Source organism: Alphaproteobacteria bacterium, from assembly GCA_035625915.1.
Taxonomy (GTDB): domain Bacteria; phylum Pseudomonadota; class Alphaproteobacteria; order JACZXZ01; family JACZXZ01; genus DATDHA01.
On the sequence record DASPOR010000081.1, the window covers coordinates 1 to 24,804 of the forward strand.

Consider the following 24,804-nt stretch of genomic DNA (forward strand, 5'->3'; position numbering starts at 1 on the left):
GCGGTCCAGGCCCGGCTGAAAAATCACCGCGCCCCGGCGCAATCGTCTCGACTGGCAAGACACTGCGCAGCGGGACGTATTCGCCGAACGGCACCAGGTGGAATTTGTCGTAGCGCGCGACGACGCGCCCCTCCTGGTCAAGCGCTTCGAGGCTATTGTAGTAGCGATAGGCGCTGCCATCCGGGCCCGGCCCGTCTTCGCGCGGCGTGCGGCGGAGCGTTCCGGTCAGAAGCAAGCCGCCCTTCGGCACGACACTCACAAGTGCATCGCGAAGCTGTACATCCTCATCGAGGAAGAACGGTCCGATGCTCGTCTCCGGCCAAACGATGTCGGTGATCCGTTCGCGGCCGGGGCCGTTGCTCAGGCGTATCGCGGTCAGGAGATTGTCGCGCACACGTTCGGCTTGCCACTTGTCCGCTTGCTCGATGTTAGGCTGCACGAGACGAAGCTCGACGCCGGGCACCATCGCCGTTGTGGCATTCGCGAGGCGGGCGGCACCGCCGCACCAGAGCGCCGCCGCGACCAGGATCGCCCCAAGGATCGGGAGCCAGGGCCGGCGCACGGCATCCGGTCCGCCCAGTGCCGCCGGCAAGGCGCCGATCAGGACCGTCACGAGGCTGAGGCCATAGATTCCGACGACGGACGCGAATTGGATCGGCGCGTCGGCAATCGTCCAGGTGTAGCCGATCAGGTTCCACGGAAAACCCGAGAGTGCGTGTCCCCTGACCCATTCGAATACCGTCCAGGCAAGGGCGAGTGCGAAGACGCGTCCTAGTCCCTTGGCGCGGCACATGCGCAATGCGACAAGTGCAAAGCCCGAATAGATCGCCATCCCAGCCGAAAGCCCCCCGGTCGCAAACGGGATCATCCAGCCGAATTGCGCGATATCGACCGCCATCGCAATTCCGACCCAATAGAGCCCGACGAGGAAAAAGCCGAAGCCGAACCACCAGCCGAGTGCGAATGCGGCCTTGAGCGTCTCGATACCGTCGGACAGCCAGAGGAGTCCCGTGAACGCCGGGACGATGAGGGGGGTCGCATAAAAGGGCGGCAATGCAAGGGCGGCGCAAATGCCGAGGAGAAACGCCAGACCGTATCGCCGAATCCCCCTGCGGGCCGCAACACGCGCTGAGAGGTCGACGAGGCGCGCGCCGAGCCCCGCACCTAGCGCCACGCGCGCCATGGTCATGAGGCAGCCGGCGGTAGTTGAGGAGCCTTGCGCACGCGCAGGCGCTTGATACGCCGCGCGTCGGCATCGATCACTTCGAATTCGTAGCCCGCGGGGTGGCCGATGATCTCGCCGCGCGCCGGCACGCGGCCGGCCAGGGCCGCAACGAGGCCACCGAGCGTGTCGACCTCTTCATGGGTGTCGTCGAGCGGGATTTTGCCCACGCGCTCCTCGAACGTCTCGATTTCGACGCGCCCATCCACGAGGAAGGTTCCATTCGGCAATTCCTGGATCATCGGCCTAGGATCGACATCGTGCTCATCCTCGATCTCGCCGACGATTTCCTCGACCAGGTCCTCGATCGTGACGATGCCGTCGATCCCGCCGAACTCGTCGACGACGAGCGCCAAATGATGACGCGTCGCCCTCATCTTGAGCAGGAGATCGAGCACGCGCATCGACGGCACGATGAAGAGCACGGGCCGCATGATCTTCGCGATTCGAAATTCGCTCTCGCGGCCCCACCAGGCGAGGACATCCTTGATGTGAACCATGCCGACGACGTCGTCGAGGGTCTCGCGATAGACGGGCATGCGCGAGTGAGCCTCCGTGCCCATCACGCGCGTCAGCTCGTCGAGCGAAAGCGTGTGTTCGACCGCGACGATGTCGGCGCGCGGCACCATGACGTCAGCGACCGTCAGGTCGTGCAGCTTCAAGATGTTCGCAAGAAGGGCGCGCTCCTGCGGATCGATTTCAGCGCCCGTCGCATCGGTCTCCTCGATGAGCTCGCCGAGCGCTTCGCGCAAGCCCGATTCGCCGTTGCGCGTCCGACGCACCCCGGTGAGCCATTGGCGCAGAATCCGAAACGGCGAAACGTCGCGCTCAGCCTCGTCGCCCGCCGTTTCGGACGCGGGTTTGGCGCCAGCATGCGCCGCATCGTCCAACAGCCGATCAGCCATGGGTCGGAACCCCTGCGACCGTCATTTCCCGCCCCTTCCGCGCACGGGTGCTGCGCGCGTTTCAATTCTTGGCGTCGTGCGCGCGGATCCGGGTGCCCGGCACCTATCGGCGACGCCCGGTCTCGACGTCGCCCGCCGCCGGGCGGCGTGCGAATTGGCGCCGTAAGGATCGGCGATGCCGAGACGAGCCAATATCAAAACCTCCAAACCTTCCATCCGCCGCGCCTCAGCGAGCCTATCATGATCATAGCCAAGGAGATGGAGCGTGCCATGTACAATGAGATGGACAAGGTGATGATCGAGCGGCTTGGCTTGGGCGGCCGCCTCGGCGCGGGTCGTCTCGAACGCCACGACGACGTCCCCGAGCAGTAACGGACGGCGGTCGGGAGCGGCAGTCGCCGCCCGTCGCTTGCGCAACGTCGGGCCGCCCGGTTCCGCCGTGGGAAACGAGAGAACGTTCGTTGCTTTGTCCCGCTTGCGGTATGTGCGGTTCAGCGTGCGCACGAGCCGGTCGTCGGCAAGCGCCAAACTAATCTCGACGCGCGGCGGCAACTTGCATCCGTCGACCCGCGCGCTCGCGACGGCTGCCTTCGCCGCGCGCCGGACCAATTCTTCGTGCTCGGGCACGGCGGCGGACCATGCCGAAGTCAGGATCGCGATTTCGATCCGGGTTGTCGCTCGGACGGCCGTCATGATTCGCCCATATCGCTCTTCCTGCGCCGCGTTTGCGCATTCTCGAGGAGGCGACGATCCTTTGCGTCATAGGCGCGCACCACGCGCGTCACCATGGGATGGCGCACCACGTCCGCGTCGGTGAAGCGAATGAATGTGATGCCGTCGACACCCTTGAGCACTTCGACCGCGTCCGCGAGACCCGAGCGCGCGCCGAGCGGCAAGTCGATCTGAGTCAAGTCGCCGGTCACGGCCATGCGGGAGTTCTCGCCAAGGCGCGTGAGGAACATCTTCATCTGCACGGGTGTGGTGTTCTGCGCTTCGTCGAGGATCACGAACGCATTCGAAAGCGTGCGTCCGCGCATGAAGGCAAGCGGTGCGATTTCGATCTCGCCGTTCGCGAGCCGCTTCATCACCTGATCCGCCGGCAGCATATCGTAAAGCGCGTCATAGAGCGGGCGCAGGTAGGGGTCGACCTTGTCGCGCACGTCGCCCGGCAAAAAGCCAAGCCGTTCGCCGGCCTCGACCGCGGGCCGCGAAAGGATGATGCGGTCCACTTTGCCGCTCGTCATCAAGGTGACGGCCATCGCGACCGCAAGATAGGTCTTGCCCGTCCCTGCGGGTCCGAGACCGAACACGAGCTCGTAGGATTGGAGCGACTTCATATATTCGGCCTGTGTGGGCGAACGGGGTGCGATCACCCGCCGGCGGGTGGCGAGCTCGATTTCCGGTTCCGCCGACCCAGCACCGCCGCGTGAGGCGAGACGCAGTGCTGCATCGACCTCGTGGAGGTCGACATCCTTGCCGCTCTTGAGGCGGCGATAAAGGCTGCGGATGGCCTCCCGCGCCGTTTCAATACCGTCTGCCGGCCCCTGGATCGAAAGCTGGTTGCCGCGCTGGCTGAGCTCGACGCCGAGCTGTTGTTCGATTCGCGCGAGGTGCTGATCGTGCTCGCCAAAGAGCCGCGGCAGCAATCGATTGTCCTCGAACTGCAAACGAACGGGAGCGCCTTCGCGCTCGGGCGGGCGCGTCCTCACGCGATGATCCTCACGTCCTCCCCTCGATCCGCGGGTGTCGGTGCTGGTGCCGGCCGTCCTGCGCAAGCGTGCACGAAACCGAGGTCGGCCCCGGCAAGCGTTCCCGTCACGCTGACGGCGTGGGCCGCCGAGATTTCGACGTCGACGATCGAGCCAACCAGCGCCTCGGATGCTTCGACGTGGATGGCCTGCATATAAGGCGTGCGCCCGGCAAGCTGGCCGCTGTGGCGGCCGCGGCGCTCGAGCAGCACGGGAAGTCGGCGACCCACGGTCTTGCTGTTGAATTCGCGCTGTTGCGCGGTGATAAGGTCCTGAAGCCGCGCGAGGCGCTCTTCCTTTATCGGATCGGGCAACTGGCGCTCCATGATCGCGGCGGGTGTTCCAGGGCGCGGACTGTATTTGAAGGAATAGGCCTGCGCGAAGGTCACCTTGCGCACGAGGGCGAGCGTTGCCTCGAAATCGGCGTCGCTTTCGCCGGGGAAACCGACGATGAAATCGGACGAGAGCGCCATATCCGGCCGCACGGAGCGCAGACGTTCGACCGTGCGCAGATAATCCCCGACCCGATGGCGCCGGTTCATCGCCTCCAGAATGCGGTCGGAGCCCGATTGCACCGGCAGGTGCAGGAACGGCATGAGTTGAGGGATATCGCGATGCGCCGAGATCAGTTCCTCGTCCATGTCGCGGGGATGGGACGTCGTGTAGCGAATGCGCGCAAGCCCCTCGATCCCGGCAAGATGGCGGATGAGCCGGCCGAGGCCCCAGCTCGGGGCGCCGGCATCGGCGACGCCGTGATAGGCGTTCACATTCTGGCCGAGAAGTACCAACTCGCGCGCACCGCCTGCCACGAGTTGACGCGCCTCCCCCGTCACAGCACCGACGGGGCGCGAATACTCGGCCCCTCGCGTGTATGGAACCACGCAGAATGTGCAAAACCGATCGCATCCCTCCTGGATGGTGAGAAAAGCGGAGGGCCCTCGTACCCCCCTCGCACGCGGCAGCTCGTCGAATTTGCGCTCGACGTCGAAGTCCGTCTCGAGGAGAGTGCGGCCGCCCTTTCCAGTGCCAACGATGCGCGCCACCATCTCGGGCAACCGGTGGTACGACTGGGGCCCGACAACCATGTCGACGGCCGGCTGGCGGCGCATGATCTCCGCGCCTTCGGCCTGTGCAACGCATCCTGCCACGGCGATGATCAGCTCCCCACCCGTTCCCTGCCGCGCCTCCTTGATGGCACGCAACCGGCCGAGTTCGGAATAGACCTTCTCCGCAGCCTTTTCTCGAATATGGCATGTGTTGAGGATCACGATGTCCGCGTCGTCGGGCGAAGCGGTCGCCGCAAATCCGAGCGGAGCGAGAAGTTCCGCCATGCGCTCGGCGTCGTAGACGTTCATCTGACAACCGTAGCTTCTGATGAAAAGCTTGCGTATCACGCCCCCCAATCCTCGTCCCGCTTACTCATCCCGCCCCGACGACGGCGCCTTCCGGTGGCTCGGACACGGGCGCGCGCCCTGACAATGCTCGTGCCACACCTGTCGAAACGCGCCTGAAGCAATAATCCGCAAGCGTCTTGCGGGAAAGAAAGGCCTCGTGCGGAGCGGGCGGATGAAATTCGACGACAACCGTCAAGACACCGAGGGTCGCGACACGCCATATGTGCGTCGCCATTTCCATGTCGCCGTACCATGCATAGAAAGGCCGCAGGAACCGGCCGAGCGGCATGCCGTCAAGGGCCACGTAACTGACCGAAACCGGCTGCACGGTGAGTGGGACGCCGCCGATCGTTTCGTTCGCTACGGCGAAGAGCGCACTCTTGAACGGCAGCACGCGATTGCCGTCGTTGCTGGTACCCTCGGGGAAAAGGACCAAGGCTTCGCGTGCGGCAAGCCGCTCGCCGATCTCGTCGCGCTGAACAGCCGCCTGCCGCCGTTCGCGCACCACGAAGACAGTGCGCTGCAGCTTCGCAAGAAGACCGAATAGCGGCCAATTCGCCACCTCGCTCTTCGCCACAAACGAACAGGGAATGAGCGACGCAAGCACCATGATGTCGAGGTACGAGGTGTGATTGCACACGAAGAGGGCGGGACGACCCGGCGCTCGCACCCCGCGCACCTCGACCTCGATTCCGAAGATGCGGCAGCACGAGCGATGATAGAAGACCGGCAAGGTCTCCCTCAGCCGCCAGCCGAACGTCACTGCCAACGCCTGTACGGGAATGAGCACGACCGTCCAGCCGATATAGAGCAGCAGTCGGACGAAGCCACGCAGCGGCGAACCCATGGTATTAATCCAGTGTCCCTCCGCCCTTGGCGCGGTCGATCGAGAAATGTTCGCGATATTTCTCGGTGACCCAACCGGTCTTTACCAGGATCAGTACGTCGGTCGTGTTGAATTGGTGATCGATCACCGCACCGTCACCGACAAAGCCACCGATCCGCAAATAGCCCTTGATCAAGGGCGGCAATTCCGCAAGGGCGCGTTTTGGGTTTATTCCCGCCGGATCGAGCACGCGCATCTCGACATAACGTTCGGGAACCGCCCGCGCGCGCAAGCCGGGGGGTGCGAGATGGAAATGGTAGAGGTAGGTGAGCGCACTCGCATGTGCTTGCACATCGGTCCCGGGCAGACTGCCACACCCGAACATCAAGGCGACTTCGTGCCGCCACACATAGTCCGCGATACCTTTCCAGAGAAGCTGCATGGTGCCGCGCGTACGGTAGTTGGCGTCGACGCAACTGCGCCCGAGCTCGAGAATTTCGCCCGGGTATTCCCTGAGCTGCGAGATATCGTATTCGTCCTCGCTGTAAAATTGGCCGACCTTGGATGCGGCACCTCGTCGGATCAGGCGATATGTGCCGACGACGCGCTCGGCCACGCCGATCCGGTCGTTGTCGATCACGAGCAAGTGGTCGCACACTTCGTCATATCGGTCGAAGTCGAGCCTGCGGGCCTCTATCTCAGGAGTCGGCCTTGCGGACATCTCCTGGTAAAACACGCGGTAGCGCAGCGCCATCGCCGCCTCGATCTCAGCGCGATCCGCGGCCAGACGAACCTCGAGGTTGCTGACGCGCGTGACCTCATCCGGTGCTGCGCGCGCGTTTCTAAGGCTGGTCACTTTGCTCAAGTCAATCTCCTCCCTGCTACAAGTGCCGTCTTGCGGGAGAGGAAAGTAAGGCAGGCACGTTTCATTTTTTCGACTTTCCCTCCGAGCCGCGCGGCACGCCGTAGAGTTCGAGTCGATGATCCACGAGGTCGTAGCCGAGCAGGCCCGCAACCTCGCGCTGCAACTGCTCGATCTTTTCATTGGTGAATTCGATCACCTTGCCAGTCTGCACATCGATCAAATGGTCATGGTGGGATTCGGGGATTTCCTCATAACGCGCTCGCCCGTCGCGAAAGTCATGTCGCTCCAGTATATTTGCTTCCTCGAAAAGGCGTACCGTTCGATACACGGTTGAAATGCTGATGTGCGGGTCGATCTGGATGGCGCGCCGGTAGACCTGCTCGACGTCGGGATGGTCGGCCGAGTCCGACAAAACCCGCGCAATCACCCTGCGCTGGTCGGTCATCTTCAATCCCTTGTCGGTGCAAAGCCGCTCGATGCGCGACGGCATGATTCAGTCCGCTCGCTCCCAATTCCGACCGTTAACGAATTATAGCCAAAAAGACCACACCCGCCTATCGCGTATCCGGGGCGGAATCGGCCGAGTAGAGAGCCCGTTTCAGTACGCGCCGCATCGCGTTAAGAAAAGCATCCGGTCGGGTCGGCCTTCGCTCATCCGAGCGGGGCGCTGTTCAGCCCCCGCGCCCGCCTTTACGTGCGCGAGTCCCGAGCCCGATCTCCTTAGCAAGACGGCTGCGCTGCCGCGCGTAATTGGGGGCCACCATCGGATAATCGCTCGGCAGGCCCCAACGCTCCCGATATTGCTCCGGCGTCAAGTTGTAGGCCGTCTTGAGGTGCCGCTTGAGCATTTTCAATTTCTTGCCGTCTTCGAGGCATACAATGTAGTCCGGCGTCACCGATTTCTTGACCGGGACCGCCGCTTGCGGCCGCTCCGGCACAATTTCGAGTGGTTTATCCAGGCCCAGGAGGCTGGCATGTACGGATTTGATTAAACTAGGTAATTCATCGACCGCAATGGGATTTTTCGAGACATGCGCCGCGACGATTTTGGCGGTCAATGACAAGATTTCGCTTGGATTCGTTTGGTCGGCCATTATCCCCGGTCCTCTACGTGAACTTCTTCTTGGTTATAAATACTGTCGTCGTCTTTGACAACCTTCTTCTTTATCAGTTGAAAATTAGGCTTTTGTACTGCTTGAACGATTTAATGGGCACATCAGGACAAGTGCATCGGTACTCGGCCGATCTTTCGCGCTCTGGTAGTAAGACTGGCGGCGGCCGACGGGGAAAAATCCGGCAGCGGCGTAAAGCCGCCGAGCGGGCGCGTTGTTTATAGCGACTTCGAGATAGATCGCGTTGGCGCCGCGATCGGCCGCTTCTGTCGACGCGGCATCAAGCAGCGCCTTGGCGACGCCACGCTCCCTTGTGGCGACGTCGACGGCGATCGTCAGCACTTCGCATTCCTCGGCCGCAACGCGGCAAAGAATGAAGCCCGCAGGATGCACGGGCTCATCGGTGCTTGTCGCACCATGTGCGAGAAGGGCGAAGGTGCGGGGCATGGCCATGAGTTCCGCCAACGATGCGGCTGACCAAGGAACTTCGAAGGCGCGAGCGTGGAGTTCGGCAAGCAAATGCGCGTGCGCATCGGACGCGGGCAATATGCGCCATCGTGTCGCCGCCGCCCTCATCCGCGCGCTGGGTGCTGTAGGGTGACCGCCGGGGCGCGCAGGTAAATAGGTGCGGGAGGCCGGTGCGACGCCCGCGCGCGCCACGTCGCCGCAAGTCGCGCGATGGCGCTTGCGTCGGGGAACGCCGCAGCGCGTGCCTCGACCGCATCGCGGCCCGTCTTGCGGAGGAGGGGGGTGATGCGCCCGGCACCGTCGCCGGCGACGAGAAGAGCATTTCTCGAATTGGTTGCCAGGATTTGCTCGACCAATCGATCGGGTGGTAGCGCCTGCGGCGCTCCTTCCTGCAGCAGCGATGGCGAGAAGGTTTGGGCGAAGAGATCCGCACGCTTGCTTTCGATGACGACAAGGAGATCGCGGCCGGCACGCTCGCCCTCATCGGTGCTATGGGCAATTGCCTCGAAGCTCGTCACACCGAGCATCGGCCGCCCAACAGCGAGGGCCAAGCCGCGCAATGTCGCGAGGCCCACACGCACGCCCGTGAATGCGCCCGGCCCGGTCGATGCCGCAAAAATGTCGACGTCGGAGAAAGTCGCTCCACGTTCCGACAGGATTTCCCTCAGCATCGGCAGCAGACGCTCCGCATGTCCGCGTTCGCGTCGTTCGAAGCGATGGGCGCCGGTCGTGCCGTCCTCCCAGAGGGCCGCCGAGCAAGCCGCGCCGGAACAGTCGAATGCCAGGACCTTCATTGCCTGCCGCTTCACGCTCTAAGATGTGTACGGGGCAACGGCACCTTGCAAATCCGTTCGCAGCGAGGATCGTCGTATCCGGCTGGCGTCATCATCCTGGCAGCGACCGGTTCGCGAGGGTGACCCCGCAGACCACAGGCGAGACAATCGTGCATGCTGCATGTGCGCCGCCTGCCACAACGGTAGAAGAGGGAATCCATGGTGCTGGTCGAGATTACACCCGCGAGTCATTCGCTGACACTCGAATTGGTTTATGCCACCGCCCAGAATTTCACCGGCGCCCCGATTTATCGGCGAGCGGCGTGCTATCTCAATCCCGAAGCAGCCCAACGCCTGGGTCGCGCCGCTGAGCTTGCAGCGGCACTGAGCTATCGCTTCAAGATCTTCGATGCCTACCGCCCGACCGAGGCGCAATGGCGCATGTGGTCCCATCGGCCCGACCCGCAATTCCTTGCCGACCCGCGCCGCGGTTCACCGCACTCCCGCGGTGCGGCACTCGACCTGACCCTCGTCGACGCACGCGGCGACGAGCTCGAAATGGGCACATCATTCGATGCCTTCACCCCGCGCTCCCATCACGGCGACACGCTTGTGTCGCGCGACGCACAACGCAATCGACATTTGCTGCTCGGGATTATGAGCGCAGCCGGATGGGACTTCTATAAAAACGAGTGGTGGCATTATCAGCTCTTCGATGCCCGCCGATATCCGCTGATCTCCGACCGTGCATTACAGCAATCGATGATGTAAGCGAGCCGCGCCAGTGAACGAAGATCGTTTGCTTGTCATGGAAACGAAGCTATGGTGCGCGCGTGATCGCGCACAGCCGACAATTTCGAACACCATCTTTCGGGGCGCTTTGTTTTATCGCGCTGAGTTTCATCGCGCCAACCGGCACTGCCTCTGGCGGTGCGCAAGCCGCCGAGTCTGCGTCGATAGTCGCATATCAGCGAATTGGCGATCCCGCCAATACTGTCGCCACTATTTCGATCGCCCAATTCGACGCCCATCTCGCGGAATTGTCGATGGGCGGCTATACCGTCATGTCGCTGCCCGATATCATCGCGGCGTTCCGCGCGCATAAGCCATTGCCCGACCGGACCGTCGCAATCACGATCGACGACGGCTATCGCTCGGTGTTCACGCAGGCGTGGCCGCGCCTCAGGTCGGCGGGCTTTCCCTTCACGGTTTTCGTCGCGAGCGACCAAATCGACGGCGCCAACGGCGATTTCATGACGTGGGACGAGATTCGCACTCTCGCCAAGGCGGGTGTGACGATCGGTTCCCACGGTGCTTCGCATCGGCATATGACCGAAACGCCGTCATCGCAAAATGGCGCGGAGATTCGCGCAGCGAATGCACGATTCATGACGGAACTCGGCGCTTTGCCAACGCTTTTTGCCTATCCTTACGGTGAAATGAGCCTCGCGGTGCGCAGCGAAGTGATGAAGGCAGGATACATCGCGGCGTTCGGCCAACATTCCGGTGTCGCCTATGGGGGTGGGGATCTTTACTTCGTCCCGCGCTTCGCCTTCGACGAAACTTTCGGCGACCTCGAGCGGTTTCGCGTCGCGGCGAACGCCCTTCCGCTGCCCGTCGTCGACATAACACCGGCGGATCCCCTGACGCGAGTGAACCCACCGGCGTTTGGCTTTACGGTGGATCCGTCGGTCGGTGGCTTGAAGGGACTCGATTGCTACTCCGGTTCCGCTCGAAACCTCAAGGTCGAGGCGCTCGATGCCCGTCGCATCGAAGTCCGCGCCGATCATCCGATTGCATCGGGCCGCATGCGCATCAATTGCACGATGCCGGCGGAGGGTCATCGCTGGCGCTGGTTCGGCACGCAGCTCTATATCGAGAAACAGCACTGATCGAACCTGCGGCGGCAGGTGCAATCCAGCGCTCGTGTGGTGGATTTGAAGTTCCTGTCATTTTGGTGGCATCCGCGTTCAGGAACTTCAAATCCGAATATCACACGATGGACAACCTCGTGTGAGTGCGCTGAGTCCGGTGGTTCGTTCTATTTAACGTCATGGCCGAGCCGGCCGAAGGCCGAGACCCGGATCGAAGTCCGGGGCGGGCATGACGATTGGAGAAGTCCGGAATTATTTGTCGGACACAAGGCGCTACTGTGCCTTGAATCCGAAATTCTCTCACGGTCCCGCACCCAAATGTGGCGAATTTCGGATTCGCCGCACGAGCATGCGACTACGTGTTGCCCGGCACCACGCGCGTTACCTCGCCGCCCTTGAGTGCAGCGTCATCGAGGGCGTCGAGCTCGTTTGCTCGTATGACCGCCCGAATGTCATGGATATAGTCGTCGCCGCGCGATGAATAGCGCTGCAAGGTGCGGGCGAGCGCCAGGCCATCCGGCGTGCCGCCGGCCTTGCGCTCCTGTGCGCGGAGGTGACGAAATCCCTGATAAGCCGGATGCGTGTTGAGATTGCGAGCATAGGAGACGACGGCCTCGAAGAGCCCGCCGAAAGCGTGGATCCGGTAATCGGAATTCCTTGAGCCCGGAGCCGGCTCGGGACTCAGATCGGCGTCCGTCGTGTATTGGCCAAAGATCGCATTCGATTCGAGCGCATAGCGCGAAGTGCCCCATCCGCTCTCGACGGCCGCCTGCGCCAAGGCGAGCGATGGTGGGATCACGTCGACGCGCGCCAGAAGCTCCCCGAAGTCGTCGTTGGCCACGCCATAGTCGGCCTCGATGCCATCGAGCCAGTTGCGTTCTTCATCCGACATCGTTTCCCCGGCTTCGATCCGAGCTCGAATCGCGATGAGGCGATCGCGCTCCGCGAGGATTCCCTCGTTCGCCTGAAGAACGAGAGGAAGCATGACTTCGAAGAAGAGCGCCTTGCGGAAATCGGGCTCGTCAACGTCTGCCATATCCTTCGGCAATTCGGTCACGATCAGCCGCGGAACCTCGAGTGCCCCGGTTGCATCTTCGCCATCGTCGATTTGGTAGCCCATGCTTTGAAAGGCGCTGCTGAGTTCCGCCGTATCGTTGACGGCAACCGTGCGCACACCTTCAGCCCGATATTCGCCGCGGCCAGCTCCAAGGGTCCACTCTGCCGGTGTTGTTTCAGCCGGAAGGGTTAGCCGAAGGGCGTCGACATGGAGCCATGGAAAGCCGTGGCTGGGACGTTCGTTGGCCAAGTTCGAACCGGTCGCATCCGCCGCATGCGGGAGGACGACAGGCGAAACCGAACTGCAGGGCCAAATCAGCGCATGCCCGCCAAGGCCCGATAAGGGTGGAAGTTCGCCCGGATTGGAGAAGACGATGCTGGCGAGTTGCCCATAAAATGGCGATTGCGCGAAGACGCTCCCCACAAGGGCCGCGAGGGCGGCGGCACCTGTGGCGAGGGAAGCCTTGCGCTTGGTTGGAGAAAATTGCGTCCACATGGGCATTCTCCGTCATTCACAGGTTGCGTGAAGGGCGGCGCGGTTCCAGGCAACGGACCGCCGACACCACGAATTAGGCGAGAATTATATCAGAGATCGCGAATATCTGTCACCGTTCTCGCGTATTTGCGAGTAGCGCAGCAAAGCATGCATCCGATGGAGAGGCTTAAACAGCCCTGACCTCAACCACTTCGGGAAGATAGTGGCGAAGCATGTTCTCGATGCCGGCCTTGAGGGTGGCGGTTGAACTCGGGCAACCCGAGCACGATCCCTGCATGTGAAGATAGACGACGCCGTCCTGGAATCCGTGAAAGATTATGTCGCCGCCATCCTGCGCCACGGCCGGACGAACGCGGGTGTCCAAAAGTTCCTTGATTTGCGAGACGATTTCGCTTTCCGCCTCGCCCTCTTCCGCGTCGGCCGCGACCGCAGTCTCGATCAGGATGGGCCGCCCGGCCGTGAAATGCTCCATGATGACGCCGAGCACGGCCGGTTTGAGGACCTGCCAGTTCCGATCTTCGCCCTTGGTCACGGTCACAAAATCCGAGCCCAAAAAAACACCGGTCACGCCATCAATCTGGAACAGGCGTTCCGCCAAAGGCGACCGCCCGGCGGCTTCCGCGGAAGGAAAATCGGCTGTGCCCGAGGACATGATTTCCCGGCCCGGCAGGAATTTGAGAGTTGCGGGATTGGGTGTCGGTTCCGTTTGTATGAACATCAAAGCCCCGTCGACGCCATTGCCTGCCGCGGTCATTCCCGCAGCGTGCCCTTAGATGGGACTAGAACGATTCAAGATCAAGGGTTGTCTTGGCCTTTGTCATTCTCCCCTATTCCCGGGCGGCAGCGCATCCTATCTATTGCACCGAAGGGAAAGACCGATGAACGATGAAGCAGGCATTGCCTTCTCGCGCCCTCCAAGCCTCGTGCTGCCGAAGCCAGTCGAATGGATGCTGACCGACGGCCGCGGAATCCGGGACGGCAAAGAATTTTTCTCCAATCTTTGCGACCGACTAGTCGAAAGCGGCGTGCCCCTCTGGCGCGCCAATTTGAGCGCGCGGGTGCTGCATCCCCAACTGTCCGCGATCAACCTGATCTGGCGGCGCGGCGCCGAGGTCGAGCGGATCTTGCGCGAATACGCCATGTCGCAATCCGATGCGTACCTCAACAGCCCCATTCGGGTGATTTACGAAGGTGCTGCGGGCCTGCGCCGGCGGCTCGATGTTCCCGATCCGCATCTCGACTTCCCGATCCTCGGGGAGCTTCGCGCGGCGGGGGCTACGGACTATGTGGCAATGGCCGTACCCGACTGGCAGGGCCAGTCGGCGGCATTGACATGGGCGTCCGACCGCCCGGGCGGATTTTCGGTCGCGGACTTGACGCTGCTCAACGACATTCTGCCCCTCTTCGGCCTTTTCGTGGAGCGTTACAAAGCGGACAACATCGCCAACAATGTGCTCCACACTTATCTCGGCGCCCAGACGGGCCAGCGCGTGCTCCACGGCAGCATTCGCCGGGGCGAGGTCGAGGCAATTCACGCCGTCCTCTGGTATTGCGATCTGCGCGGTTTCACGGCCCTCTCGGACGCGATTCCCGCCGATGAGTTGATCGAACTGTTGAATGCTTACTTTGAAGCGGTCGGGGAGCCCGTGCTCACGCGCGGCGGCGAAATCCTGAAATTCATCGGCGACGCCATGCTGGCGATCTTTCCTCTCGATGCCGAGAGCGGCCGCGAGCGCGTCGGCCTCGCCATGGAGTCGGCGCTCGAAGCGCTCGAGAACGTCGCCAAGCTTAACGAGGCGCGGAAGGCCGAGGGCAAGCGCGTGATACGGCTTGGAATAGCACTTCACGTCGGCGACGTCGCCTACGGCAATATCGGCACGCCGGCACGGCTCGATTTCACGGTGATCGGGCCTGCGGTTAACAAGGTCGTGCGCATCGAAGCGCTTTCGAAGGCGCTCGATCGATCGCTTTTATTGTCGAGCGATTTCGCCAAGGCGTGCGTCTACCCGGTCGATTCCCTGGGCTTTCACCCCTTGCGCGGCATTTCCGAACCGGAAGAGATTTTTGCACCTTCCCTGACCGGCCGCGAGGCGATCGTGCGGCGCGCGGCGATTCGCAGAGACAACTAGTGCGGCGAATTCGGAATTCGCCACATTAGGGGCCAGCCCCTTCACGTGAGCGTGTCGATCTGCGCGTCGGTCAAATTGCCGGGCACGATCGTCAGCGGAACCCGCAATTTGGCCACGTGCTTGCCGGACAGCGCCGTTACGAGCGGTCCGGGACCCTTGGGGCCGGCGTCGGCAGCGAGGACGAGGATCGAGATCGTCGGTTCTTCTTCGACCAGCTTCAGAAGCTCATCGAGGGGACGGCCTTCGCGAATATGGATTGCGGGCATCTGCCCGGTCCATTCGACGACCTTGGCGGAGAGTTCCTGAAGCTTCTCTTCCGCTTCCTGGCGGCCTTCGCTTTCCGCAAGTTGCTCGACCGCCATCCAGCCCATGCCCTCGGGCGGCTCGATCACGCAAAGAAGCGATACGCGCCCGCCCGTATGGGAGGCGCGACGGCAGGCGTAGCGCAGTGCCACCTTGAGTTCCTCGGTGCGATCGACCATGACAAGAAATGTCCTGGTCGGCTGTTCCTTCGCGCGCTTTGCCATGGATCGCTCCGTTGGGTCAGACTCTCCGGAATATGGCGCTGGCAGCCCACCCGGCCGCGAGCGCGAGCGCGATTGCGATGGCTCCATACGCCGCATCCGCGCGATGGGCGAACTCGTAAATATCGGCGCTCGCGCCGATTTTGCTTATCGAAAGCGGCGTGGTTTGCGCCGCCCTCACTTCGCCATCGTGAAACAGGAAAACCTGGACCTGATAGATTCCGACCGGGACATTCGAAGGGAAATATAGATTCGCCCGGAAGAGTCGGGCGCCGAGTGAGGTGACCTTCGCCACGTTTGGCGCCCAAAGCCCCTGGGCTTCCTTGTTGCGGATGAGTGCCGCACGATAGTCCGCGACGGTCGCCGGATCGCGCTCGACTTCGGGGATCAAGCGCAAATTCTCGGAACCGATCTCGAGTCGCGCGCGCTCGCTAGCCGAGGCGATCTTGTCGAGCTCGCCCGATGCAGCGACCTCGTAGAACGACGGCACGCGCGAGAACGCCATTTCCTTGCGATTGACGAAGATTCCCGCGACCCGCGCTTTATAGCGCACGATTTCCCGCTGATCCGGACCGCGTACGACGACCACCACATCGCCGGGACCCTCGACGGCGCCGAATAGCAGCACGTCGGTCCCCGCGAACCCCGTCGTGATCGCGACAAGATGGCTCGAAAGATCGGCGACGAGGGCCTGGCCGTGCGCCGCGAGCGGGCATGAGAGGCACGCGAGCGCGATCATTAGCCTCAGCGACTGCTGGATCCTCATGAGCCGCCTCGCGAGATCGAATAGAGATCGGCGGGCGTTACCACAAGGTCATAAAGAAGCTTGCCGGCTACCGCGAGCAGAAGCAGGGCGAGAAGTCCCCGCACCTGCTCGCCCTTGAGGTAGCCGCCGGTGCGAGCGCCCACTTGCGCGCCGAGCACCCCGCCGATCATCAAAATCAGCGCGAGGACGACGTCGACCGTCTGCGTCGTCAGCGCCTGAAGGAAGGTTACGTTTGCGGTGATCACGACGATCTGGAAAAGCGAGGTGCCGGTCACGACCGCGGTCGGCATGCCGAGGAGGTAAATCATCGCCGGCACCATGATGAAGCCGCCGCCGACACCCATGATGGCGACGAGCACGCCGACGAACATGCCGACCACGAAGGGAACGAGTGCCGAGATGTAAATGCGCGAGCGGTAGAAGCGCATCCTGAACGGCAGCACGCGCACCCAATAGGGATGCCGGCCGGCGCGCGGCTTGGGTGGCGCTTTGCGACGTTGGCGGAGCATGGAGATCCCGCTCTCCGACAGCATGAGGAGCCCGACGAGCCCCAGGACAACCACATAACTGAGCGAGATCACGAGCTCGATTTGACCGATCCGGCTGAGGGCCTTGAACAGCCAAACGCCGAGCGTGGAGCCGACGAAGCCGCCGAGCAGCATCACCAGGCCCATGCGGAAATCGACCGCGTTGCGCCGCCAATGGGCAAGCGCACCCGACGCGGAAGCCGCGATCAACTGGTTCGCGTGGGTGCTCACGGCGACGGCATGCGGCACGCCGATGAAGATGAGGAGCGGGGTCAAGAGGAAGCCGCCGCCAATCCCGAACAGGCCCGAAAGGAATCCGACGACCACGCCGAGGCCAAGAAGACCGAACACATTGAGGGAGAGCTCGGCGATCGGGAGATAGATCTGCATGGCTCGTCGCACCCGTCTCGGCGCATCGCCCACTCATGCGCGTGGCGGCGCTACTGCAGCGTAGGACCCCGTTGGCACGGTCCGCGGCGTCGGAGAGGCGTTCGGCCGCGACGAGCTACCCTAATCGATCGATCATAAGGTGGAAAGCGCAAGAATGGGACGTGCGCGGGATAAGTGCCGCACTTTTCGCCGAACGCCATCAGAATCCTCTCGCCACTTGCCTCATGTGTTCTACCTCGGGTCCCGTAACGAAGCAGTGGCCGACGAGCGCGCGCCACGCCTTGAAATCCTCCGAGTTGCGAAAATCGTGCGTGTGATTTTCGAGCGTCTCCCACTGGATTAATAGGCGATAGCGCTGCGGCTTCTCGATCGAACGTTGCAGCTCCAGGCCGTTGCAGCCCTTGGCGCGCTTGAAGATGGACGTCGCCTTCGCCACGCCGGCCTCGAATTCCGCTTCGAGACCGGGCTTCACGTCGATTTGCGCAATTTCAAGGATCATCGCCGAATACTCCCTCGTATGGCGGATTTGACATTTCTGTGATTTTGACGGCAGCCGCGTTCAGGAACTTCAAATCCGAATATGACACTAGATACAGTATATTTTGAGAACACTGATTCCGATTGTTCGTTCTCCTTGGCGTCATGCCCGCCCCCGGACTTGGATCCTGGCGCCCCGGCCATCTACGTCTGTCAGCGCTCGGGGCATGACGAATCCGTCAAACCCGAACGAACCCGACGATGTCCTGCGCCTCGCGCAAGATCGGTTCGGCGAGGGTGCGCGCGCGCTCGGCCCCATTCCTGAGAATGCTATCGACATAGGCATTGTCGGCCTTGAGGCGCTGCATTTCGGCGCCGATCGGACCGAGCACGGCGACCGCAAGCTCCGCGAGCTCGTCCTTGAACTTCGAGAACATGGCGCCTGCATGGCGCTTGCAAACGTCCTCGAGACTCATGTCGGCGAGGGCCGCGTAGATGCCGACGAGGTTTGCCGCTTCGGGCCGTGCGTCGAGACCCGCGACTTCGCCGGGCAGAGGCTCCGGGTCGGTCTTGGCCTTGCGAATCTTCTGGGCGATCGCATCGGCGTCATCGGTCATGTTGATGCGGGAATATTCGGATGGATCGGACTTGCTCATTTTTTTGGTGCCGTCCCGCAGGCTCATCACCCGGCTCGCGGCACCCAGGATGATCGGCTCGATGAGCGGGAAAAAGTCGATCTTGTAGTCGCTGTTGAATTTCTGCGCGATGTCGCGGCAAAGCTCGAGATGCTGTTTCTGGTCGTCGCCGACGGGCACATGGGTCGCCTTGTAGACAAGAATGTCGGCCGCCATCAGGTTCGGATAGACGTAAAGGCCCGACGATGCGTTCTCCCGATGCTTGCCCGCCTTCTCCTTGAACTGGGTCATGCGATTGAGCCAACCGAGCCGTGCGACGCAATTGAATATCCAGGCAAGTTCCGCGTGGGCCGGGACTTGGCTTTGATTGAAGAGGATGCAGGCCTTGGGGTCGATCCCGGCGGCGACCATGCCGGCCGCGACCTCGCGCGTGCTCGCGCGCAGGACCTCGGGCTCCTGCCAGACGGTGATCGCGTGAAGATCGACGACGCAGAAGATGCAGTCGTAGTCTTTTTGGAGCCGCACCCAATTCCGGATCGCGCCCAGATAATTGCCAAGATGCAGATTGCCGGTGGGCTGAACGCCCGAGAAGATGCGGCCCATGAAAATGGCTCCTTCGACGTCTCGTCGCGCGGCCGAGTTATGGCGACTCGATGCTATACGGTCAAGCGGCCTTGCGGCGGCCGAGCGCTCGCTTGAGCAGCCTTGCTTCGACCGCGCCGAGGACGAGCGCCAAGGCGCCGTAAATCGCGAGCCCGCCGAGCACGAGGATAGCGAGCGCCATGATCTTGGCCGCCAAGCCAGCTTGTAGCGGCCGCGCCAAAGCATCGGCCGCCAGGACGAGCGCTCCCGCCATCAACACGCTCGCAAGTGCAAGGCGCGGCACGCGATGGCGAAATCCGGCGTCGAGCGAAAAATGCGCATGTTTGCGGAGCCAATAGACGAGCACCGCGACGTTCGTCCATGCCGCAAGCGAGGTCGCAAGTGCGATGCCCGAGGCGCCGAGGGGGCCGATCAGTAAAAGGCTCAAAACGATATTGGTGATCACGGCGACGATCGCGGCGCGCACCGGCGTTGCCGTGTCCTCTCGGGCGAAGAAGGCCGGCGCCAACGACTTCACGATCACGTAGGCCGGCAGGCCGAGGGCAAAGGCCGCGAGTGCCGCCGCAGTCACGCGTGCTGCGTCGGCCCCGAATGCGCCATGTTGAAAAAGCACGGTCGTGAGCGGTGCGCGGATCGCGATCAACGCACAGGCGGCGGGAAGCGTGAAGAGAAGTGCGAATTCGAGCGCGCGGTTCTGGCTCTCGGCCGCACCGGCGCTGTCGCCCGAGCGGAGCTTGCGCGAAAGCTCCGGCAAAAGCACGGTGCCGATCGCCGTGCCAATCACGCCGATTGGAAGCTGATAAAGCTGATTTGCGTAGTAAAGGCTTGCGACGGTGCCCGTTGGAAGAAGCGAGGCGATCATGGTGGCGACGACGATATTGATTTGAACGACGCCGGCGCCGAAGGCGCCCGGCAGCATCAGGCGCAAGAGCTTTCGCACCTCGGGTGTGAGGCGGGGGCGAGGGAGCCGCGGCAAGACGCCATGCCGCCTGGCCGACCAGCTGAGCCACAGAAATTGCCCGATCCCGGCAACCGCGACCGCCCATGCTTGGGCGAACCCTTGGGCCGTATCGGAACCGATCGGAAGCAAGAGCGCCGCAATGAGCGTGATGTTGAGAAGGATGGGCGAGGCCGCGGCGGCGCTGAAGCGAAAATGCGCATTGAGCATGCCGCCCAGAAGGGCCACGAGCGCCATGCACAAAAGATAAGGAAACGTGATCCGCGTGAACTGCACCGCGAGATCGTACTTCTCCGGTTCGCCCACGAAACCGGGCGCGATAATCGCCATGAGCCACGGCATGGCCGCCATCGCCGCAAGGGTGAAGAGGCTGAGGGCGGCGAGCATCACGGCGAGGACCTCACCCGCGAATTCGACTCCCGCCTTCTCGCCGCGTCCTTCGATCGTGCGGCTGTAGAGCGGGACGAACGCGGCGCTGAACGCACCTTCGGCCACGAGGTTGCGGAACAGGTTTGGAAACCGAAACGCGACAACGAAGGCGTCGGCAACCGGCCCCGCGCCGAGCACCGCGGCGATCATCATGTCGCGCACGAAGCCGAGCACGCGGCTCGCCATCGTGAAGCCGCCGACCGTGATGCTCGACTTCAAAAGCGCCATGGCGCTTGTTTAGAGGAAAGCCCGCGCTTTAGGAAGTATCGGTCGGCGAGACGCGCGGCATCCGCCAATGCGGCTCGACACCCGACCGGCCGCGCACCCCTGTGGTCTCGGCACCGGGGTGCGCGCCGGTTATCGGATGCTGACTTAGTTCGCGAGGCCTTCGGCCTTGAGTGCCGCTTGCACGGCCGGACGCTTCGCCACCCGGTCGGAATAGGCCTTGAGGGCCGGCCATTTCGCGAGGTCGATGCCCATTGGCTTCGCCCAGGTGAGGATTGTGAAGAGATAGCCATCGGCGACCGAATAGGTATCGCCCATGAGGTAGGTGCCTTTGTCGAGCTTCTTCGACAGGAAATCGAATTTGGCGGCGAGGTTGTCCTTCACGACCTGCTTCCACTCCTCGCTCGCCTTTGAATTGAAGAGAGGGCTGAAGCCTTTGTGCATCTCGGAGGCGACATAATTCAGCCACTCCTGAAGGCGGTAGCGATCGATCGCGCCCGCCGGGGGTGCGAGCTTCTTCTCGGGTGCGCGGTCCGCAATGTATTGAACGATCGCACTTCCCTCCGTCAGGACCTGGCCGTCATCGAGCTGAAGGGCTGGAACCGAACCCTTTCCGTTGATCGCCTTGTAGTCCGCACCACCCTTGGTGCGCTTGGTCCCGAGATCGACCTGCTCCAAATCGAAGGCAATTCCTGCCTCGCGCAGTGCGATATGGGGCGAGAGCGAGCAGGCGCCGGGGGTGTAATAGAGCTTCATGGACAACTCCCTTCATAGGATCGGTGGGTATGGCTGGAATACAAGTCCGACCGGTCGTCCTCGATGGAGTCGGTCGATTCGCACACGTTTTTCCGCTATGGCTTCCTTTTCTATAGCTGCATGCTTTTAGATATGGACTTGGGGTTTGGCAAGTCAAGCGCTTTTCTTTCGAACGCGCAATCCCCATACTGATCCTGTAGCCGAGGTCGAAAATGGCGTTCAGGCAACATCGATACGAACACCTCTGTCCCTATTTCCAGGCGGCCATGGATATCCTCGCGCGCCCCTGGAACGGGCTGATCATCGCAACGCTGGAGGAGCGCGCTTTCTTGCGCTTCAGCGAGCTGCGCGAACGCCTGAGCGCCATGGGCGACCGCATGCTGTCAAGTCGGCTCAAGGAGCTCGAAGCCCGCGGTCTTCTGGAAAGGCATGTCTCGCCCGGCCCGCCCGTCCGCGTCGCCTATGCCCTGACCGACGCCGGGCGTGGCTTCCGCCAGGTCGAGCGCGCGATCTCCGGCTGGGGTCAAACCCTCGCGAAGACGGCCGGGCGGGAGGCGCGCAGCGTCCGGTTCGCGCAACCACGGCGCAGCCGGGCACAGCACGGCGCAAAGCCCAGGCGCCGCGGTGCGTGATCGCCCCCGTTCCTTGATTGCCACAGGTATCTGATCACCTGGTTGGCCGGCTCCATTTGGACGGCTCGCCCGCGGCCGGCTTTTCCTTCAAGGCCTCCATGAGAAGCTCGCGGATCTTGCGCAGCTTCGATTCGTGCTCGACCTTCAGGCCGAAAACATCCTTCACGTAAAACACGTCGACGACGCGCTCGCCATAGGTCGAGATCTTGGCCGAGGATATTTGCAAGTTGAGTTCGGTCAAGGCGCGTGTCAGGGCGTAAAGCAGGCCCGGCCGATCGCGGCCATTGACCTCGATCACCGTGTGCGTGGCGCTGGCCTTGTCGTCGATCAGCACGCGCGGCGGGACATCGAAGACGTCCATGCGATCCGGCCGATTGCGCCGCACGGCGGCGACTTCATCGGGCCACAGGCGGCCGGCGAGACTTCGCTCGATCGTGGCGGAAAGCCTTGCGAGCTTGTCGGAACGATCGAACGCCCCGCCCGCCATGTCCTGGACCGAGAAGCTGTCGAGCGCCATGCCGCTTGCAAGGGTGAAGATGCGCGCGTCGACGATATTGCCGCCGGCGATGGCGATGGCGCCCGCGATCTTCGCGAAGAGCCCGGCATGATCCGCAGTGTAGACCGTAAGCTCGGTAACGCCCCGGTACGTATCCACGCGCCAATCGAGGGCGATCGGGGCTTTGTCGCGCTCCGCCTCGCGAATGATGGCCGCGTGGCGGGCCAGCGTGTCGACGTCCATCGACAGCCAATAGCTCGCGTGCCCCCGGGCAAGATGGGCGGCGAAATCTTCCTCGCTCCATCCGACAAGCGCTTTTCGCAGATTTTCCATCACGTGCTGGATGCGTGCGGCGTCGCCGCGCGAGGCAAGCCCGCCGGTCAATACGTCTTCGGTCTTGTAATAGAGGTCGCGCAGGAGTGCCGCCTTCCAGGCGTTGAAGACCTTCGGGCCGGTTGCGCGCATGTCGACGACCGTGAGCACCAGAAGAAGGCGCAAGCGCTCCGGCGACTGTACAAGAGAGGCGAAGTCCGTGATCGTCTTCGGGTCCCCGATGTCGCGTCTTTGCGCGGTATTGCTCATAGAGAGGTGATAGCGCACGAGCCACGCGACCGTTTCGGTCTCGGCGGGGGAAAGCCCGAGACGCGGACAAAGCTTGTGCGCGACTTCGGCGCCGAGTTCGGAATGATCGCCCGCACGGCCCTTGGCGATGTCGTGGAGAAGGACGCCGAGATAGAGCACGCGGCGAGAAATGACGTTGTGCACGATCTCGCTCGAAAGCGGATGCTCTTCCTTGTGCCGGCCCCGCTCGATCCCGTGGAGCAGGCCGATGGCGCGGATGGTATGTTCGTCGACCGTATAAGCGTGGTACATGTCGTACTGCATCTGCGCCACGACGCGCCCGAAATCCTGGATGAACCGGCCGAAGACGCCTGCCTCGTTGAGACGCTTGAGCGTCGTCTCGGGATCGTTGGGAGATGTCAGCATTTCCAGGAACAGGCGATTCGCCTCCGGGTCTTCGCGCAGCTTGTTGTCGATGAGGCGAAGGGAGCGGCGCACCGCGCGTAACGCATTCGGATGAATGTCGAGCCCGTGCTGCTGCGCCACGTGGAAGAGGCCCAGGAGCTTGATCGGATTCTCCTGGAACACATTCGCATCGGTAACCGTCAGCCGATCGCCCTCGAGCCGGAAGCCCTCGACATCGCGCTTGCGCCGCAGGAGGCCCGCGAGGGAGAAACGCGGAATGCGCCTTTGCTCGGCCTCGATCGCGGCGCAAAAGATGCGCGTCAGATCGCCCACGTCCTTGGCGACCAGATAGTAGTGCTTCATCAAACGCTCGACGCGCTGTGTGCCGGCGTGCTGGGTATAGCCCATCTGGCGCGCGATCTCGGGCTGCACATCGAATGTGAGCCGCTCCTCCGCCCGGCCCGTCGTCCAGTGGAGCACGCAACGAAGCGTCCAGAGAAAATCCTGGGCCTTGGCGAAGGCGACGTATTCCTCTTCCTCAAGGACGCCGTTCTCGACGAGCCGATGCACGTCGTCGACGCGGTAGAGGAACTTCGCGATCCAAAAGAGCGTGTGAAGATCGCGCAACCCGCCCTTGCCTTCCTTGATGTTCGGCTCGACGACGTAGCGCGAGTCGCCCAGGCGTTGATGGCGCTGATCGCGCTCCCTAAGCTTCGCCTCGACGAAATTCATGCCGTTGCCGGTGATCACGTCGTCGACGTAGCGCTTCTTGAAGGCCGCGAACAGCTTCTCGTCGCCCGAGACGTAACGGGCCTCGAGAAGGGCTGTACGGATCGTGATGTCGGCCTTTGCCTGGCGGATCGTCTCGTCGATCGAGCGGGTCGCGTGGCCCACCTTGAGGCCGAGATCCCACAGCAAGTAAAGCATCCACTCGACGACCTGCTCCGTATTGGGTGTGGATTTGTAGGCGAGAAGAAAAAGCAGGTCGACGTCGGAGAAGGGCGCAAGCTCCCCGCGCCCGTAACCTCCCACGGCGACGACCGCCATGTGCTCGCCTGCGGTCGGATTGGCAAGCGGAAAGACCTTGGTGCTCGCGAACTCGTGGATCGCGCGCACGAGCTGATCCATGAGGTAGCTAAGCCCCCGGACGGCGTCCGTGCCCGAGAGATGGCGCGCAAAGCGCTCGCGGATTTCCCGGCGCCCATTTTCGAGCGTCCGGCGGAAGATGTTCAGAATCTCGGGGCGCAGTTGGGCCAGATCGCCCCCGCGACCGACGACGTGGTCCAGCTCGACCGTGAGGTCCCGGCGATTGACGATCGAGCGTGGACTGGCGATGACGGACATCGAGGCTTCGGCCTTGCATCTGGGGCACAGGCACTCGTCGCGGAGCGACCGCACTTTGCCACAGCTTGCGCCGGGAAAATATATGCATCCATCGCGAATGGCAGCGGCAACAGGCGTTTCTACGTCCGGGAATCGGGCACTTGCCCCGCCGTGAACCAGGCTTTGGGACCGAGCCGTGCGGTCCCGACGAACGTGATATGCGCCCGCT

General features: G+C 62.8%; 25 protein-coding genes. 4 read left to right on the forward strand and 21 right to left on the reverse strand.

Annotated elements, in window-relative coordinates:
* From lnt to tsaB, 11 genes are all read right to left on the reverse strand, one after another.
* On the reverse strand, window positions 1-1,189 hold a 1,189-nt coding region (gene lnt / locus VEJ16_06800), incomplete at its 3' end, for an apolipoprotein N-acyltransferase (protein ID HYB09360.1).
* Window positions 1,186-2,127, reverse strand: coding sequence for a hemolysin family protein (locus VEJ16_06805; protein HYB09361.1), 942 nt, complete (start codon window positions 2,125-2,127; stop codon window positions 1,186-1,188). The genes VEJ16_06805 and lnt, both read right to left, overlap by 4 nt.
* A gap of 21 nt (window positions 2,128-2,148) precedes the next feature.
* Complete coding sequence (gene ybeY, locus VEJ16_06810) at window positions 2,149-2,820, reverse strand: rRNA maturation RNase YbeY (protein ID HYB09362.1); 672 nt, start codon at window positions 2,818-2,820, stop codon at window positions 2,149-2,151.
* Window positions 2,817-3,836, reverse strand: a complete 1,020-nt coding sequence (locus VEJ16_06815) for a PhoH family protein (GenBank protein HYB09363.1) — start codon at window positions 3,834-3,836, stop codon at window positions 2,817-2,819. Before VEJ16_06815 ends, ybeY begins: the two co-directional genes overlap by 4 nt.
* Window positions 3,833-5,269 carry a tRNA (N6-isopentenyl adenosine(37)-C2)-methylthiotransferase MiaB gene (miaB, locus tag VEJ16_06820; GenBank protein HYB09364.1) on the reverse strand — a complete coding sequence of 479 codons (1,437 nt, stop codon included), beginning with the start codon at window positions 5,267-5,269 and terminating at the stop codon, window positions 3,833-3,835. Before miaB ends, VEJ16_06815 begins: the two co-directional genes overlap by 4 nt.
* A gap of 25 nt (window positions 5,270-5,294) precedes the next feature.
* Window positions 5,295-6,116, reverse strand: coding sequence for a lysophospholipid acyltransferase family protein (locus VEJ16_06825; GenBank protein HYB09365.1), 822 nt, complete (start codon window positions 6,114-6,116; stop codon window positions 5,295-5,297).
* A gap of 4 nt (window positions 6,117-6,120) precedes the next feature.
* A complete protein-coding gene (locus VEJ16_06830) occupies window positions 6,121-6,951 on the reverse strand; it encodes a GNAT family N-acyltransferase (GenBank protein ID HYB09366.1) in 831 nt (276 codons plus the stop codon).
* Between the two features lie 70 nt (window positions 6,952-7,021).
* Window positions 7,022-7,450: a Fur family transcriptional regulator gene (locus tag VEJ16_06835; protein HYB09367.1), complete on the reverse strand. Its 429-nt coding sequence runs from the start codon at window positions 7,448-7,450 to the stop codon at window positions 7,022-7,024.
* A gap of 181 nt (window positions 7,451-7,631) precedes the next feature.
* A complete protein-coding gene (locus VEJ16_06840) occupies window positions 7,632-8,054 on the reverse strand; it encodes a MucR family transcriptional regulator (protein HYB09368.1) in 423 nt (140 codons plus the stop codon).
* Window positions 8,055-8,138: 84 nt separating this feature from the next.
* Window positions 8,139-8,618 (reverse strand): GNAT family N-acetyltransferase, encoded by a 480-nt coding sequence (locus tag VEJ16_06845; GenBank protein ID HYB09369.1) that lies wholly within the window; start codon window positions 8,616-8,618, stop codon window positions 8,139-8,141.
* A gap of 26 nt (window positions 8,619-8,644) precedes the next feature.
* The gene (gene tsaB, locus VEJ16_06850; GenBank protein HYB09370.1) at window positions 8,645-9,334 is read right to left on the reverse strand and encodes a tRNA (adenosine(37)-N6)-threonylcarbamoyltransferase complex dimerization subunit type 1 TsaB; all 690 of its coding nucleotides are present in this window, start codon (window positions 9,332-9,334) and stop codon (window positions 8,645-8,647) included.
* 198 nt (window positions 9,335-9,532) lie between these two features.
* Between tsaB and ddpX the strand changes: the two genes are divergently transcribed.
* Together ddpX and VEJ16_06860 are read left to right on the forward strand one after the other, a co-directional pair.
* Window positions 9,533-10,084: a D-alanyl-D-alanine dipeptidase gene (gene ddpX / locus VEJ16_06855; GenBank protein ID HYB09371.1), complete on the forward strand. Its 552-nt coding sequence runs from the start codon at window positions 9,533-9,535 to the stop codon at window positions 10,082-10,084.
* A 275-nt stretch (window positions 10,085-10,359) separates the two neighbouring features.
* On the forward strand, window positions 10,360-11,205 hold the full coding sequence (locus VEJ16_06860) for a polysaccharide deacetylase family protein (GenBank protein ID HYB09372.1): 846 nt from the start codon (window positions 10,360-10,362) through the stop codon (window positions 11,203-11,205).
* A gap of 337 nt (window positions 11,206-11,542) precedes the next feature.
* On the opposite strand, the gene VEJ16_06865 is transcribed toward VEJ16_06860, so the two are convergent.
* Window positions 11,543-12,739: a glucosaminidase domain-containing protein gene (locus VEJ16_06865; GenBank protein ID HYB09373.1), complete on the reverse strand. Its 1,197-nt coding sequence runs from the start codon at window positions 12,737-12,739 to the stop codon at window positions 11,543-11,545.
* 166 nt (window positions 12,740-12,905) lie between these two features.
* Window positions 12,906-13,457, reverse strand: a complete 552-nt coding sequence (locus VEJ16_06870; protein HYB09374.1) for a NifU family protein — start codon at window positions 13,455-13,457, stop codon at window positions 12,906-12,908.
* Between the two features lie 160 nt (window positions 13,458-13,617).
* On the opposite strand from VEJ16_06870, the gene VEJ16_06875 reads away from it, so the two are divergent.
* On the forward strand, window positions 13,618-14,868 hold the full coding sequence (locus tag VEJ16_06875; GenBank protein ID HYB09375.1) for an adenylate/guanylate cyclase domain-containing protein: 1,251 nt from the start codon (window positions 13,618-13,620) through the stop codon (window positions 14,866-14,868).
* Window positions 14,869-14,909: 41 nt separating this feature from the next.
* Here the strand turns inward: VEJ16_06875 and VEJ16_06880 are convergent, their stop codons facing one another.
* The 7 genes from VEJ16_06880 to gstA all read right to left on the reverse strand — a co-directional run bounded on the left by VEJ16_06880 (window position 14,910) and on the right by gstA (window position 21,158).
* Window positions 14,910-15,395, reverse strand: a complete 486-nt coding sequence (locus tag VEJ16_06880) for a universal stress protein (GenBank protein ID HYB09376.1) — start codon at window positions 15,393-15,395, stop codon at window positions 14,910-14,912.
* A gap of 16 nt (window positions 15,396-15,411) precedes the next feature.
* Window positions 15,412-16,158, reverse strand: coding sequence for a TIGR02186 family protein (locus VEJ16_06885; protein HYB09377.1), 747 nt, complete (start codon window positions 16,156-16,158; stop codon window positions 15,412-15,414).
* A complete protein-coding gene (locus VEJ16_06890; GenBank protein ID HYB09378.1) occupies window positions 16,155-17,075 on the reverse strand; it encodes a sulfite exporter TauE/SafE family protein in 921 nt (306 codons plus the stop codon). Before VEJ16_06890 ends, VEJ16_06885 begins: the two co-directional genes overlap by 4 nt.
* Before the next feature lie 199 nt (window positions 17,076-17,274).
* The gene (locus VEJ16_06895; GenBank protein ID HYB09379.1) at window positions 17,275-17,574 is read right to left on the reverse strand and encodes an antibiotic biosynthesis monooxygenase family protein; all 300 of its coding nucleotides are present in this window, start codon (window positions 17,572-17,574) and stop codon (window positions 17,275-17,277) included.
* A 217-nt stretch (window positions 17,575-17,791) separates the two neighbouring features.
* Window positions 17,792-18,790, reverse strand: coding sequence for a tryptophan--tRNA ligase (trpS, locus tag VEJ16_06900; GenBank protein HYB09380.1), 999 nt, complete (start codon window positions 18,788-18,790; stop codon window positions 17,792-17,794).
* Window positions 18,791-18,851: 61 nt separating this feature from the next.
* Window positions 18,852-20,405 (reverse strand): murein biosynthesis integral membrane protein MurJ, encoded by a 1,554-nt coding sequence (gene murJ, locus VEJ16_06905; GenBank protein HYB09381.1) that lies wholly within the window; start codon window positions 20,403-20,405, stop codon window positions 18,852-18,854.
* Window positions 20,406-20,549: 144 nt separating this feature from the next.
* On the reverse strand, window positions 20,550-21,158 hold the full coding sequence (gene gstA, locus VEJ16_06910; GenBank protein ID HYB09382.1) for a glutathione transferase GstA: 609 nt from the start codon (window positions 21,156-21,158) through the stop codon (window positions 20,550-20,552).
* 212 nt (window positions 21,159-21,370) lie between these two features.
* Between gstA and VEJ16_06915 the strand changes: the two genes are divergently transcribed.
* Entirely contained in the window at window positions 21,371-21,790 is a 420-nt protein-coding gene (locus tag VEJ16_06915) for a helix-turn-helix domain-containing protein (protein HYB09383.1), read from the forward strand.
* A 34-nt stretch (window positions 21,791-21,824) separates the two neighbouring features.
* Here VEJ16_06915 and VEJ16_06920 read toward each other — a convergent pair whose 3' ends face one another.
* Window positions 21,825-24,596 carry a [protein-PII] uridylyltransferase gene (locus tag VEJ16_06920; GenBank protein HYB09384.1) on the reverse strand — a complete coding sequence of 924 codons (2,772 nt, stop codon included), beginning with the start codon at window positions 24,594-24,596 and terminating at the stop codon, window positions 21,825-21,827.
* Between the last annotated feature and the right edge of the window lie 208 nt (window positions 24,597-24,804).